This is a genomic window from Mycobacterium sp. NGS11, from assembly GCF_059813315.1.
The window spans coordinates 19854-32694 of record NZ_JCALEJ010000023.1 but is presented as its reverse complement, the minus strand read 5'-3'; the positions used below and the strand labels follow the sequence as shown (position 1 = coordinate 32694).

Annotated in this window: 16 protein-coding genes; 8 read left to right on the top strand and 8 right to left on the bottom strand. The window is 66.7% G+C overall.

Annotation, left to right across the window (positions count from 1 at the left end):
* The first annotated feature begins 138 nt into the window (after positions 1-138).
* Complete coding sequence (locus AC5Y4T_RS20760; protein WP_499917118.1) at positions 139-822, top strand: HAD family hydrolase; 684 nt, start codon at positions 139-141, stop codon at positions 820-822.
* Positions 823-836: 14 nt separating this feature from the next.
* Here AC5Y4T_RS20760 and AC5Y4T_RS20755 read toward each other — a convergent pair whose 3' ends face one another.
* Both AC5Y4T_RS20755 and AC5Y4T_RS20750 read right to left on the bottom strand, forming a co-directional pair.
* A complete protein-coding gene (locus AC5Y4T_RS20755; RefSeq protein WP_499917119.1) occupies positions 837-1337 on the bottom strand; it encodes a DUF6328 family protein in 501 nt (166 codons plus the stop codon).
* Positions 1338-1547: 210 nt separating this feature from the next.
* Positions 1548-1916 (bottom strand): STAS domain-containing protein, encoded by a 369-nt coding sequence (locus tag AC5Y4T_RS20750; protein WP_499917120.1) that lies wholly within the window; start codon positions 1914-1916, stop codon positions 1548-1550.
* 170 nt (positions 1917-2086) lie between these two features.
* Here AC5Y4T_RS20750 and AC5Y4T_RS20745 point away from each other — a divergent pair, with 170 nt between their 5' ends.
* The 6 genes from AC5Y4T_RS20745 (at position 2087) to AC5Y4T_RS20720 (ending at position 7757) form a co-directional block, all read left to right on the top strand.
* The gene (locus AC5Y4T_RS20745) at positions 2087-2989 is read left to right on the top strand and encodes an STAS domain-containing protein (protein ID WP_499917121.1); all 903 of its coding nucleotides are present in this window, start codon (positions 2087-2089) and stop codon (positions 2987-2989) included.
* A gap of 22 nt (positions 2990-3011) precedes the next feature.
* Positions 3012-3416, top strand: a complete 405-nt coding sequence (locus AC5Y4T_RS20740; RefSeq protein WP_499917122.1) for an STAS domain-containing protein — start codon at positions 3012-3014, stop codon at positions 3414-3416.
* Positions 3406-3816, top strand: a complete 411-nt coding sequence (locus tag AC5Y4T_RS20735) for an ATP-binding protein (RefSeq protein WP_499917123.1) — start codon at positions 3406-3408, stop codon at positions 3814-3816. Before AC5Y4T_RS20740 ends, AC5Y4T_RS20735 begins: the two co-directional genes overlap by 11 nt.
* Before the next feature lie 46 nt (positions 3817-3862).
* Positions 3863-4435: a SpoIIE family protein phosphatase gene (locus tag AC5Y4T_RS20730; RefSeq protein WP_499917124.1), complete on the top strand. Its 573-nt coding sequence runs from the start codon at positions 3863-3865 to the stop codon at positions 4433-4435.
* Entirely contained in the window at positions 4432-6648 is a 2217-nt protein-coding gene (locus tag AC5Y4T_RS20725) for a SpoIIE family protein phosphatase (RefSeq protein WP_499917125.1), read from the top strand. The genes AC5Y4T_RS20730 and AC5Y4T_RS20725 overlap by 4 nt, the downstream gene beginning before the upstream one ends.
* Before the next feature lie 68 nt (positions 6649-6716).
* Positions 6717-7757, top strand: coding sequence for an iron-containing redox enzyme family protein (locus AC5Y4T_RS20720; protein WP_499917126.1), 1041 nt, complete (start codon positions 6717-6719; stop codon positions 7755-7757).
* On the opposite strand, the gene AC5Y4T_RS20715 is transcribed toward AC5Y4T_RS20720, so the two are convergent.
* From AC5Y4T_RS20715 to AC5Y4T_RS20690, 6 genes are all read right to left on the bottom strand, one after another.
* Positions 7684-7869: a CDGSH iron-sulfur domain-containing protein gene (locus AC5Y4T_RS20715; protein ID WP_499917639.1), complete on the bottom strand. Its 186-nt coding sequence runs from the start codon at positions 7867-7869 to the stop codon at positions 7684-7686. The genes AC5Y4T_RS20720 and AC5Y4T_RS20715 overlap by 74 nt on opposite strands.
* Before the next feature lie 65 nt (positions 7870-7934).
* Positions 7935-8624 carry a HemK2/MTQ2 family protein methyltransferase gene (locus AC5Y4T_RS20710; protein WP_499917127.1) on the bottom strand — a complete coding sequence of 230 codons (690 nt, stop codon included), beginning with the start codon at positions 8622-8624 and terminating at the stop codon, positions 7935-7937.
* Positions 8625-8727: 103 nt separating this feature from the next.
* The gene (locus tag AC5Y4T_RS20705; protein ID WP_499917640.1) at positions 8728-9282 is read right to left on the bottom strand and encodes a type 1 glutamine amidotransferase domain-containing protein; all 555 of its coding nucleotides are present in this window, start codon (positions 9280-9282) and stop codon (positions 8728-8730) included.
* A 65-nt stretch (positions 9283-9347) separates the two neighbouring features.
* The gene (locus AC5Y4T_RS20700) at positions 9348-9725 is read right to left on the bottom strand and encodes a malate dehydrogenase (protein WP_499917128.1); all 378 of its coding nucleotides are present in this window, start codon (positions 9723-9725) and stop codon (positions 9348-9350) included.
* A 187-nt stretch (positions 9726-9912) separates the two neighbouring features.
* The gene (locus AC5Y4T_RS20695; protein WP_499917129.1) at positions 9913-10899 is read right to left on the bottom strand and encodes an LLM class F420-dependent oxidoreductase; all 987 of its coding nucleotides are present in this window, start codon (positions 10897-10899) and stop codon (positions 9913-9915) included.
* A 143-nt stretch (positions 10900-11042) separates the two neighbouring features.
* Positions 11043-11507 carry a GatB/YqeY domain-containing protein gene (locus AC5Y4T_RS20690; protein WP_499917130.1) on the bottom strand — a complete coding sequence of 155 codons (465 nt, stop codon included), beginning with the start codon at positions 11505-11507 and terminating at the stop codon, positions 11043-11045.
* Here AC5Y4T_RS20690 and AC5Y4T_RS20685 point away from each other — a divergent pair.
* A complete protein-coding gene (locus tag AC5Y4T_RS20685; RefSeq protein ID WP_499917131.1) occupies positions 11506-12825 on the top strand; it encodes a DUF7847 domain-containing protein in 1320 nt (439 codons plus the stop codon). The genes AC5Y4T_RS20690 and AC5Y4T_RS20685 overlap by 2 nt on opposite strands.
* Positions 12826-12841: the final 16 nt, after the last annotated feature.

Genomic DNA, 12841 nt, shown 5'->3' with positions numbered 1-12841 from the left:
TCGAGGTGTACCCGTCGGCCCGGTGGTCAAACGAAGCCACGGCCGTGTCAGCGATGGCAGGCATGGGTATGCCGGACACATGACTTCACGATCGCACGCGGAAAACCGCCCCGAAACCGACGCAGGGAGCCCGCACTGATGGCGCGTGGGGGCACACCCGCCGTCCTGTTCGACGTCGACGGCACCCTGGTGGATTCCAACTATCTGCACGTTCATGCCTGGCAGCGCGCATTCGACTACGAAGGCATGGTGGTGCCGTCCTGGCAAATTCATCGTTGCATCGGCATGGACGGATCCCGGCTGGTCCGGAAGCTTTCCGATGACGCCCCCGACGACGTGCGGGAGCGGCTCAGCGACAAGCACAGCGAGTACTACCGGGAAATCACTCCGCTGCTGCAGCCGTTGCCCGGCGCCCGCGACCTGCTGCACCGCGTCGCCGGCCTGGGCTTACAGGTCGTGCTGGCCAGCTCGGCGCCCGAAGACGAACTGGAAATTCTGCGCAAGGTGCTCGACTGCGACGACGTCATCTCCGAGACGACGTCCTCGCGGGACGTCGACACCGCCAAACCCGAACCCGGGATAGTGCAGGTGGCCCTGGAGCGCGCCGGCGTCGATGCCGAGCACGCCGTGTTCGTCGGCGACGCCGTCTGGGACGCGCACGCCGCGGCCGGCGCGCGCTTGCCGTGCATCGGGCTGCGCAGCGGCGGCATCGCCCGCGCGGAGCTGCAGGAGGCCGGCGCCGACCCTGTCTTCGACGACCCCCGCGACCTGCTCGAGCACCTGGAATCCACCCGAATCGCCGCACTTGCGCAGCGAGGCTGACCGGCGACGCTCGCTCACTCGCCGTGCGTGCGCAGCACCAGCGGCAGCACCCACCAGAAGAAGACGAACAGCGGCAGCGCGCACGCTCCGGCTATCAGGCCGACATTTGGCCCTGCCACCGCGGCGAAGATGATCGTGGTCAGGCCGATCACCGCCAGACCGAGAAAACCCAGGCCGGCGAAGGCACAACGGTGTGCGGCCGACACGAGGACCTGGAGCCGGTGACGCCGAAAAAGCATCCGGTGCATGGCGACCGGCGCGATCAGCAACAAAGTCGCGCACACCGCGGATACCACGGTCGCCAGATAGATGATGCGCATCGGCGGTCCCAATACGTCGAAGCGCTGCTGGAACGGCAGTGTCAACAGGAATCCGGTCAGTAGCTGCACCCCGGTCTGGACGACCCGCAGCTCCTGCAGCAGACTGTTCCAATTGCGGTCCAGCCGTTGAACTTCGGTTTCGTCCCGCTCACGGCGATCCCACCGCTGGTCTTCTTGCGGATGGTCGACGTCCATACCCTGATCATCGCACCTGAGTCGGGTGTGAACACCGGATCGGACAGGGCCGGCCTCGACGATGGTTGTTCGCGATGAAGATGCTCGAGCCGCGGTCAGCCCCGAAATCGATGCCATGCGCAACCGTTTTCGGCGTGCGTGCGCCAAACATGGTGTCAGGCAAGCGATGCATGCGGCATGCGAGACGGCGCGCGCCCGAGGGGCGAATCGCTAGCCGTTGAGTTGGCCGTCCCGAACCCCGGTCAACGCGTCGTCGAGCGTCGGGTACAGCGGGAAGGTTTTGTCCAGACCGGTCAGATGGATCGGCCTGCGGGTGGCCGGGCCTCGCGCGACCACCCCGAAGCCGGTCTGCTTACCCAGCTTCTCGTAGGTCGCCGCCAGGATCTTCAGCCCGACCGAACCGAGAAACTCGACAGCGGAAAGGTCGATGATCAGTGCCGTCGGGCTGTCTGCGACGACCGCGCTGATGGCTTGTTCCAGGGCCGGAGCCGTGACCAAGTCGATTTCGCCGCTGACGCTGACCACCGACACCCCGTCGTGGTCCTCAACCAACGTGGTAATCGAATCAGGAGCTGACAATGGCAATCCTTTGTCCTGGGCCTTGCGTGCCGTAAGCGTGCTACAACCCTAGCCTGCCGTTACGAACTGCGGGAAGAATATGCCCTCTATACGTGCCCCGCGACAACCCACGCTAGTCTCGCAAAAAGAACTGCACACCGCAGGGCGCGACGTGGCACTCGGGAGGCCAGATGTCAGATTCGCCGTCGGATTTCAACAGTACCGGCCCTGCGGCTCAGACCGTGGGCGTGTCCAGCGAGGGGCTGCTGCCACAGCTGGTTCAGCATCTGCGGCAGAATCGAACCGTTCTGCGCGAGGAGTGGGCTCGCCGGATCACCGAGGCCGAGCTGCTGACCGCGATGACCCCGGAGGAGCTCTTCTCCGAGGCGACGGCCGTCTACGACAACTACGTCGAGGTGCTCGAGACCGGTAGCGTCGAGGCGTTGCAGGCCTATGCGCGTGACCTGTCCGAACGCATCATTCCGCGGGGCGTCGAGACCGACGAGGTGCTGGGCATCGTCTTGCTGCTGCGCGACGTGCTCGCCCGCTCGCTGTTCGAGAAGTACCAAGCCGAGTTCGAGATGCTCAACCGCGTCCTCGACGCCTACGAGCCGGCGGCCAACCGCATCGCCAACACCGTGGGCGTGTCGTTCGTGCAGGAACGCGAGCGCATCATCCGCCAGCAGCAGGAGGCCATCCGCGAACTGTCGACGCCGGTGCTGCAGGTGCGTGAGCAGCTGCTCATCCTGCCGATCATCGGCGTGCTGGACTCTCAGCGCGCCCGCCAGGTCACCGAACAGCTGCTGCGCGCCATCCGCGCGAACCGCGCCAAAGTGGTGGTCATCGACATCACCGGTGTTCCGACGATCGACTCGACGGTGGCCAACCACCTGGTGCAGACGGTCGACGCGTCGGGGTTGATGGGTGCCAGCGTGATCATCACCGGCCTGTCCTCCGAGATCGCCCTGACGCTGGTGACCATCGGGCTGGACCTGTCCAAGATGAACGCCGTCGGTGACCTGCAAGGCGGTATCGAGGAAGCCGAACGCCTGCTGGGGTACGAGGTCACCCGCACGGGCGAACAAACCGGATAACCACAATCGACACGAGCGCCCCATGCCAGTACCGATCCTGAAACAGGGCTCGATTCTCATCGCGTCGGTACAGGCCGCCCTCACCGACTCCGACGCCGAACGCCTGCGCTACGACCTGATGGAACGGGTCAGCCAGTTCCGTGCCCAGGGCATCATCGTCGACGTCACCGCCATCGACGTGATGGATTCCTTCGCGGCCCGGTCGCTGCGGACGATTGCGCACATGACCCGACTGCGCGGCGCGGACACGGTGATCGTCGGGTTGCAGCCGGAGGTGGCCTTCGCGATGGTTCAGCTCGGTTTGGCGTTCGACGACATGAACACCGCGCTGGATCTTGAAGAGGGTCTCGCCCTGCTGAATCGCCAAGCTCTGAATCGCCAAGGCGGCGTGGGGAAATCAACGATCGGGCCCGACGGTGGCGGCTGATATCGTCGTCGCCATCGATCACCCCGACGACATCGTCGAAGCCCGCAAAGCCGGTCACCAACTCGCGCTTGATTTGGGATTCTCCCTCACCGACGTCACGATGATCGCCACGGCGATCTCGGAGATCGCAAGGAACATCACCAGTTACGCCGGCCGTGGCGCCGTCTCCGTTGCGATCGCCGACCGGGAAGGGCGTAAAGCCCTGGTGGTGCGCGCCGAGGACCAGGGCCCGGGCATCGCCGACATCGAGCGGGCGATGGAAGACGGTTACACCACCGGGCGCGGGCTGGGGCTGGGCCTGCCGGGTGCGCGCCGCCTGATGGACCGGTTGGTCGTCGAGTCCACGCCCGGTCGGGGAACCGTCATCGAAATGTGGAAATGGGTCCCCCCTCGTGCATAAAAACGGCCGCTTCGGACCGATCGAATGGGCAAGGGCGGGGCGGCCTTTGCCCAGCGAGTACACGTCTGGCGACCGCGGTATCGCGGTCGATGTCGACGGCGGGGCGGCGCTGTTCGGGGTGGTGGACGGGCTCGGCCACGGGCCCGCCGCCGCGGAAGCCGCGCTGCGCGCGGTCGATGTGGTCACACGCGCCAGGTTCGAGCCGGTCGAGGTTTTGATCCAGCTCTGCCACCGTGCGTTGGTCGGCACCAGGGGGGTCGCAATGACGTTGGCGCGCATCGATTTCGCCGCTAACACCGTCACCTGGACCGGCGTCGGTAATGTCACCGCGGACCTGGTGGCCAAGGCCCCCACCGGTATCCAGGTTCGGTCCAGTGCGCTGCTTGCCGGGGGTATCGTCGGCTACCGGATACCGGAAACCACACCGGCACAGGTGGTTTCCATTCGCCCCGGAGATCTGCTGCTGATGAGCACTGACGGCATCGCCGAAGACTACCTCGACCACATCGACTTCTCGGCCACCGCTGTCGCTATCGCCGAAGGGCTCCTCGGCAAGGACGCGAAGGAGACCGACGATGCGATGGTGCTGACGGCGCGTCACAGGGGAGCAACGATTTGAGCGGCGACAACGACTTCCACGGTCAGTACGAGGCTGCGCTGCGCGCCTATCTGAACTCGCACGACGAGGCCGACCTGTCGATCGGCAACGAGCTCGGGCGCAGGGCCTTGCAGGAACAGATCAGCCTGCTCGACCTCGTCGAACAGCACGTCCGGCTGGTCTTCGAAATCTCGCAGGACGTGCGCCTGGATGCGCCGATCGCGCTGGAATTCCTGCTGCAGCTGCTGGTCCCGCTCGACGTCGCGACGCGCGGCTTCATCGACGGCAACCGACGCTATGCCGAACAACGCGCCCGCGCCGAAGGGCTGGCCGACCGCGACAAATTCCGCACCGCGCTGGTCAATTCGCTACAGGAAGGCTTCTTCGTCGCCGATCACCAGGGCTCCGTGGTCGAGATAAACAGCGCCTTTATCGAGATCCTCGGATATCCCAGCGAGGGCTTACCGTACAAATGGCCGCACCCCTGGCTGGTCGACACGACCACGGCGGCCGAACAGACGTCACGGGTGATGGCGCAGGGCAGGGCCGACTACGAGACGCCCATTCGTCATGCCGACGGGCACCTGGCATGGGTCAAGGTGAGCATCAACGCGGTCAAGGAAGCCGGCAGCGATCGGGACGTCTTTGTCGGAACGATCCGCGACGTCACCGCCGAGCGTGCCTTCGCGGCCCGGGAGACCGCGGTGCTGCGGTTGGCCACCGCCGTCGCGGTGGCCAAGACCGTGGACGAGCTGCTGTCGATCACGCTCGACGAGTGCAGTGCCGCAATCGATGTGCAACGGGTGATCGCGGTCTCGTGGCCCAACGGCGACGGCGATCCCACGGTCCAGGCTGCCGGCGAGCCCTCGGCCGCGTCGTGGCGCAAGCTGGATCCGTGGCTGCGCCATACCTTTCAAGATGCGCGCCATCAATTGCCGCTGACGGCGAAAACGATTGAGGCGCCGGATAATCCCGGCAAGGTTCAGGGGCTGGTGGCGGTGCTCTCCGGTACCGGCGACCTGGCGTTGTGGTTGGAGCTGCGCACGCCTCGCTGGGTCAGCGGCGAGGACCGCCTGTTGGTCACCGTGCTGATCGGTCACCTGAGTCTGGCCATGCAGCACGTGCGTCAGTTCGAAAGCGCGCGTGAGACGTCGCTGACGTTGCAGCGTGCCATGCTGCCGCCGGTTCAGCCGCCGGCGGGGTTCACCGTTCGGTACGAACCCGCGGTGCCGCCCTTGGAGATCGGCGGTGACTGGTATGACGTGCTACCGATCGGTGAGCACCATATCGGCATCGTCGTCGGAGACTGCGTGGGGCGCGGCCTGCCCGCGGCCGCGATCATGGGCCAGCTACGGAGCTCGGCGCGCGCACTGTTGATCAACGGGGCCGAGCCCGCGGTGCTGCTCGACCAGCTCGACTCGGCGGCATCGCTCATCCCGAACGCGTACTGCACGACGGTCTTCCTGGCGATTCTGGATACCGAAACCGGGGTGCTGCAGTACAGCAACGCCGGCCACATGCCGGCCGTGCTGGCCGGACCGCAGGCCGGCACCACGATGCTGTTGACCGATGCCGCATCGGTACCGCTCGCTGTGCGCCGCAATGAGCCGCGACCGCAAGCCACCCAGGTGCTGCCGCCCGGCTCGACACTGATGCTGTTCACCGACGGGCTCGTCGAACGCAAGCACGAGTCGATTGACGACGGAATCGCCCGTGCGGCAGACGTTCTGGCGCAGACCATGACATCGCCTCTGGACACCATCGCCGATGTGGTGCTTCGCGAACTGGCGCCCGCCGCGGGGTACGACGATGATGTCGCGATGGTGATCTACCGGCATCAGCAGACCCCGCTACGCATCGAAAGCGACGCCACCGCAGACCAATTGGTCCTCATCCGGCATCGGCTGGCGGACTGGCTGCACGCCGGTGGCGTATTGGAAGACCAGGCCGCCGACATTGTGCTGGTCGTCAACGAGGCGTGCACCAACTGTGTCGAACACGCTTACCGTGGTTTCGCGGCCGGGGCCATGTTGCTCGAAGTCAGCCTTGCCGACGGCGAAGTGCGCACCCGGATCACCGATTACGGATCGTGGAAGGCGCCGGCCGCCGTCCCGGGCAACGGCGGGCGCGGCTTGCCGCTGATGCGAATGCTCAGCGACTCGATGGAGCTCGACACCACCGAAACCGGCACCACCGCCGACATCACCTTCCGCCTGCCCGCAACGGCCCGCTGAGGCGGATTGCGACCGTGGAAGCTGCCGCCCGCCCGTTTGCCCATCCCGTACAGCGGGTAGACATCGGCGTGACCCACACATCGACCTTGACCGAACCCGTCCTGCCTGCGGCGCACGGGCCGCTGTCGACAGCCGTACGTTGCGCGCTGGCGGGTCCGCCATCGACCGACCACCTGGCGCGCATCGGCGCCTCTGTGCGGGATTCCGATCCGTACGGTCTGGATCTGCAACTGGCGCTGTCCATGTGCTATGAGCTGCACTACCGCGGGCTTGCCGGCGTCGACCCCGCCTGGGAGTGGAATCCAACGCTGCTGGGTCTGCGCGCCGAACTGGAACGGGTGTTCCTGGCCGGCGTGCGCCGCGACGTCGGTCACATCGATCCAGACCAGACCGCGGCGGCCGAGATGGAAGCGCTCACAATCGAACCCGTCGACGGCACGGGCCCGTCGTATTACCTGCGCGACACCGGAACCTGGCAGCAGATGTGCGAGTACTTCGTGCACCGCTCGCTCTATCACCTCAAAGAGGGCGATCCGCACGCTTTTGCCATCCCGCGTCTGACGGGTGTGGCGAAAGCGGCTTTTGTGGCAATCGAATTCGACGAATACGGCGCCGGACGGGGCTCACGGCTGCACCAGCAATTGTTCGCCGATCTGCTCGCGGCGGCCGGCCTGGATGCGACGTATTGGGCTTACGTCGACGCGGTGCCGGCCGAAGCGCTGGCGGTGGTCAACCTCATGTCGCTGTTCGGTCTGCACCGCTCGTTGCGCGGCGCCGCGATCGGGCACTTCGCCTCCACGGAGATCACCTCACCGCCGGGATCGCAACGCATGGTGCAGGCGCTGCGGCGGCTGCAGGCACCGGCGGCGTGCATCGAGTTCTACAGCGAGCACGTCGAGGCCGACGCGGTGCACGAACACGTCGTGCGCAACGACGTGGTGGGCGATCTGGTAGCCCAGGACCCGCGACTGGAACACGACGTCGTCTTCGGCATCCGCGCGCACGCGGCGGTCGAAGACCGCTTGGCGCAACGGATTATGACGTCGTGGAAGAAGAATCAGACGTCGTTGCGGATGCCGCTGGAGCAGATGAGCGTGCCGGCGTCTTGAGGCGCCGGCACCGGCGGTGACTGGTGTCGCAGAGCGGGTAGCGGTCGCTGCGCCGGCAGGTACAGATCGCCACCATGAACCGGTCGGACTCGACGACCTCGCCATTGGGCATCTCGATTCGCACCGGGCCCGACACCAGCACGGGCCCGTTCGGCACCACCTGAACCCGGGTTGTCGTCATCGCTTTTCCGCGCGGATCACGATCAGTTCTTCTTCCCGGCGCCCGCGCGGTATCAGGCCGACTTCCTCCAGCCACGTGGCCCGCGAAGACATCACCGGTCCGAACGGTATCCATTTGGAGGCAATCACTTTCGCATCCATGCCCGCCCATTTGAGCGAATCCAGCGACTCCTGAACACCAGCGAGCGCCGAATGCACCAGCAGCAGGGATCCCCCGTCGCGCAAGAGCTTTGGCGCCGTTTCGCACAGCGGGTCGAGGATCGTCCGGCCGTCGACCCCGGCGTTCCACGCCCACGACGGTCCGGCCGCCGGGCAGATCTCTTCCAGCTCGGCGCCGGGCGGCGTGGGCACATACGGCGGGTTGGACACGACGACGTCGAACGGCGCGCAGTCCACCGCAGCGATCCACGATCCTTCGCGAACGTCCACCTCCACACCGGCGGCCGCCGCGTTCTCCCGAGCGCACCGCACCGCCTGCGGGCAGATGTCGAAGGCCGTTGCGCCGGTGCACCCCATGGCGGCGGCAGCGATCGCTACGAAACCGCTGCCGGTGCACAGATCGAGGACCCGCCGCCCCGGGATGAGGCCGGTGTCATGCATCACGTCCACCAGCAACCGAGAGTCCTCTTGCGGCTGATACACGTTGGGGACGGACGAAACGGCGGGCTCGGGATACGTGGTTGTCACTGTTGGCCTTTCGAGAACCCTATAAAATTCGCCGCTGATCACGGCTTGGCGGGATAATGCCCGCAAACCGGCGCTTTCAAACGAACGAGCCGGAAATCCGCGGTTAACCCGCCGTCGCATGCGCGAACTGTTCGAGGATGGTCGCGCAGAACGCCGAGAGGTCCGATGGCGAGCGGCTGGTGATCAGATTGCCGTCGACGACGACCTCCTCGTCGACGACGTGGGCGCCGGCGTTACGCAGATCGGTGCGAATACTGGCATACGACGTCAGCGTCCGGCCCACTGCCACACCGGCTTCGACCAGCGTCCAGGGGCCGTGACAGATGGCCGCGACCGGCTTGCCCGACCCGACGAAGTCGCGGACGAAGGACACCGCGGAGCTGTCCATGCGCAGCTTGTCCGGGTTCACGGTGCCGCCCGGGAGCACCAGGCCGTCGTAATCGTCCACCGAACTCTCGGACACTTTGCGGTCGACGGCAAAGGTTCCGGCCGGTTCGAGATCGTGGTTGCGCGCCTGTATTTCGCCATCCTTCAACGACAGCAGCTGCACTTGCGCGCCGGCCTCCTGCAACGCCGCACGAGGCTGTTCGAGCTCCACCTTCTCCACACCGTCAGCCGCAAGGATCGCTATTTTCTTGCCCTGCAATTCATTTGACATCGTCACATCCCTTTCCTGCGATCGCCGACTTCCGTCGGATCAAAGAGCTCTCAACTGCAGCCGTGTCACGCCCCGGTCGTTCGCAACGCCGTATAAAGGTCCAGTCCGCCGATCCCCGAAAGAACGACGGCCGCGATGGTGCCCCGACGCCGTCGCCCGGTCCCGCGGGCGACTACTCCCGCGATCAACAGCGCCATGTCCAGGACGTCGCCGGCCACCCGGGTCCACACCAGCGTGGGTGGACCGCCCAGCAGCGCCGCGCCGTGGCCGCATTCACGCACCCCGAGAGCGCGGATGACCCGCCGCGACCGGCTGGTGTCGTCGACGCCGGCAATGGCGGCGACCTTCCCCGGGGCTACCAGTTCGCTGACGCCCAGGCCGAAGCTGGCGCCGCTGAGCGCCCTGACCAGTGTGGTCGTAGTGTCACCATCGCCATCGGTCATCGTTCACTCCCCCCGCTTAGCCGGAATGCGCACACTTGCGAGCCGGCTGTGCGTCAGCGGTTTTGATCGGACCAACGCGCGCCGGAACGCCCGTTCACGTCCCAGCTCTACCGGCGTCCGGCGCGCGTTGGTTGGCTGCGCACGACTGCGACCCGGGTACCCGGGCGAAAAGCGGTCAAACCTGTGCTCAGTTCGCTGCGTCGCGCAAAGCCGCGAGCAGCGGCTCAGCGGCTTCGGCGAGGAACCTTTCCTGGGTGTCCCCGCCGATCTGCACGAGCGCGATGTCGGTGAAACCGGCTTCCCAGTAGGGCCGGACGCTCTCGACGATGGCATCGAGGTCAGGGCCGCACGGGATCGTCTCGGCGACGTCTTCGGGTCGCACGAACTGGGTCGCACCGGCGAAGCCGGCCGGCGTCGGCAGGTCGGCGTTGACCTTCCAGCCGCCGGCGAACCAGCGGAACTGCTCGTGCGCACGTTTGACGGCCGTCTCACGGTCGGGATCCCAGGACACCGGTATCTGCCCGACGACCCGGCCGCCGCCGGCGAGATCGGCCGCCTGGCGGGCGCCGTGCCAGGCGTCGACAAGCTCCGTGCTGGGTTCCACTGCGATCAGATGGTCCGCCAGCTTGGCGAACTTGTCGACCGCCTGGGTACCCCCGATCGCCACCCCGATGCCCACCGGAACATCGGGCACGTCCCATAGCCGCGCCGAATCGACCTGGAAGTAGTCGCCGGTGAAGTCGACCAATTGCCCGCCGAACAGCTCCCGGATGATTTTGATGGCCTCGCGCAGCATGTCTTGCCGGCGCGCGACGGCCGGCCAGCCCTTGCCCACGACGTGTTCGTTCAGGTTTTCACCGCTGCCCAGGCCCAAGGTGAACCGGCCGTCGGACAGGATCTGCACGGTGGCCGCCTGCTGGGCGACGATCGCGGGGTGATACCGCATCGTCGGGCACGTCACGTAGCTGTAGAGGTCGACCCGCTCGGTGGCCTGCGCCACCGCACCCAGCACCGCCCAGGCGTTCGGAGCGTGTCCTTGTGCGGCGAGCCACGGCGAAAAGTGGTCGCTGCACACGTGAAAGTCGAAGCCCCGCTCCTCGGCCGAAACCGCATACTGGACAAGGTCTTTGGGTCCACTCTGCTCGGTCATCAAAGTGTAGCCAAAACTGGTCATGCGTGACGGAGTACCCGACTGCCCCGAGCGCAAACCGGCGCGCGGTGTCACCGCTATCCGGTGAGGCGTCTGGTGTTGCGGCGCAACGTGTTTGGCTCGACGAGCCGGGCGCCGGGCCGTTTTCGCCGGCCGACCCTCCCGGGCTACAGACGCTCTTTGACGGCGGCCGAGAGCCGCGCGCCGTCGGCCTTGCCGGCGGCGATCGCCGTCGCGGCCTTCATCACCATACCCATCTGTTTCATCCCCGGCCGCTCGCCGATTTCTTCGGCGACCTGCGCGATCGCGGTGTCGGCAACGTCGGCCACCTCGGCCTCGGTGAGCGGGGTGGGCAGGTATTCGTCGATGATCCGCCCCTCGGCGTGCTCGTTGGCGGCGAGCTCCCCGCGCCCGTTCTGGGTGTAGATCTCCGCTGCTTCGCTCCGCTTGCGCGATTCCCTGGCCAGCACCTTGATGACCTCTTCGTCGTTGAGGTCTTTGGCCTCCTTACCGGAGACTTCCTCGGTTTGGATCGCAGCCAACAGCATGCGCAGGGTGGCCGTTCGCAACTTGTCCTGGGCCTTCATCGCCGCGGTCAGGTCCGTCCGGATCCGGGATTTGAGTTCCGCCATGTGGGAGACGCTACGCGCCGGGCGGGGGGTCAACGTTGTGAAATGCCCCGGCCGCCGACAGGATGGAGCCCATGACATACGAGGCGCCCGGCTGCAAAGGCCGCGGGGTTCGGTGAGCGCGCCGCCACCTGGTTATCCGGCTGGTCCGCCACCGGCATACGGCCCACCACCCCAATACGGTCCACCCGCAACGTATGGCCCGCCCCCGGCTTACGGTCCGCCCCCGGCATACGGCCCCCCGCCTGGCTACCAGCCCCCGCCCGGTTACGGACCACCTCCTGGCTACGGGTCGCCATCCGGCTACGGGCCCGCGTGGGGCTATGGATCGCCGCCACGCTTCGGCGGTTACGGAGCCGTCAAACCAGGCATCATCCCGCTACGGCCGCTGACCCTGGGCGACATCTTCAACGGCGCGGTCGGCTACGTTCGGGCGAACCCGAAAGCGACGCTCGGCCTGACGGCCGTCGTCGTGGTGATCATGCAGATCATAACCAAGGTCGCATTCTTCGGGCCCCTGGCCGCGGCGGACCGATTCCCCAGCGATCGACCCGGCGAACTGAGCTCGGCGGTCCTGGGGGCCTGGTCCGCGTCGTTGATCGGCGGCCTGCTGGTCAGCTGGCTGGGCGGCATGCTGCTGTCCGGGATGCTCACCGTCATCATCGGGCGAGCGGTTTTCGGGTCACCCATCACCATCGGCGAAACCTGGGCCAAGATCCGCGGCCGCCTGCCGGCCCTGCTCGGCCTGGCCCTGCTGGAAGCCGTCGCGGTGGCGGCCCTTGCCGGGTTGGTCGCGGTGATCATCGGCGTGCTGGCGGCGATCGGTAACGCCGCGGCGGCCGTAGTGCTGGGCATCCCGCTGGCGCTGGCCGTCCTGGCGTTGCTGGTCTACCTGTACACGGTGGTGCTGTTCGCCCCGGTGCTGATCGTGCTGGAGCGGCTGCCGGTCATGGACGCGATCACCCGATCGTTCAAGCTGGTTCGCCACGGCTTTTGGCGAGTGCTGGGCATCCGGGTGCTCGCGTTGCTGGTGACATCCGTCGTCGCCAACGCCGTTGCGGTGCCGTTCAGCATCGCCGGCCAGTTCGTCCAGATCAACTCGTCCGCCGCGGCGTTTGTGGTCAGCACGGCGATTCTGTCGGTGGGGGCGGCGATCGGCGAGATCATCACCGCGCCGTTCAACGCGGGCGTCATCGTCCTGCTGTATACCGACCGCCGCATGCGCGCCGAGGCATTCGACCTGGTGCTGCAAAGCGGAGCGGCCCAGGGGCCCTACGCGGCCGCGTCCACCGACAACCTCTGGCTGACGCGGCCCCGGTAGGGCCGAGCGAGGACTA

Bases quoted from the DNA above. Each gene is read 5' to 3' on its own strand.
- AC5Y4T_RS20760 (WP_499917118.1), top strand. From the start codon at position 139: ATGGCGCGTGGGGGCACACCCGCCGTCCTGTTCGACGTCGACGGCACC.
- AC5Y4T_RS20755 (WP_499917119.1), bottom strand. From the start codon at position 1,337: ATGGACGTCGACCATCCGCAAGAAGACCAGCGGTGGGATCGCCGTGAG.
- AC5Y4T_RS20745 (WP_499917121.1), top strand. From the start codon at position 2,087: ATGTCAGATTCGCCGTCGGATTTCAACAGTACCGGCCCTGCGGCTCAG.
- AC5Y4T_RS20740 (WP_499917122.1), top strand. From the start codon at position 3,012: ATGCCAGTACCGATCCTGAAACAGGGCTCGATTCTCATCGCGTCGGTA.
- AC5Y4T_RS20715 (WP_499917639.1), bottom strand. From the start codon at position 7,869: ATGCCCAATGGCGAGGTCGTCGAGTCCGACCGGTTCATGGTGGCGATC.
- AC5Y4T_RS20705 (WP_499917640.1), bottom strand. From the start codon at position 9,282: ATGTCAAATGAATTGCAGGGCAAGAAAATAGCGATCCTTGCGGCTGAC.
- AC5Y4T_RS20700 (WP_499917128.1), bottom strand. From the start codon at position 9,725: ATGACCGATGGCGATGGTGACACTACGACCACACTGGTCAGGGCGCTC.
- AC5Y4T_RS20695 (WP_499917129.1), bottom strand. From the start codon at position 10,899: ATGACCAGTTTTGGCTACACTTTGATGACCGAGCAGAGTGGACCCAAA.
- AC5Y4T_RS20685 (WP_499917131.1), top strand. From the start codon at position 11,506: ATGTGGGAGACGCTACGCGCCGGGCGGGGGGTCAACGTTGTGAAATGC.
- AC5Y4T_RS20690 (WP_499917130.1), bottom strand. From the start codon at position 11,507: ATGGCGGAACTCAAATCCCGGATCCGGACGGACCTGACCGCGGCGATG.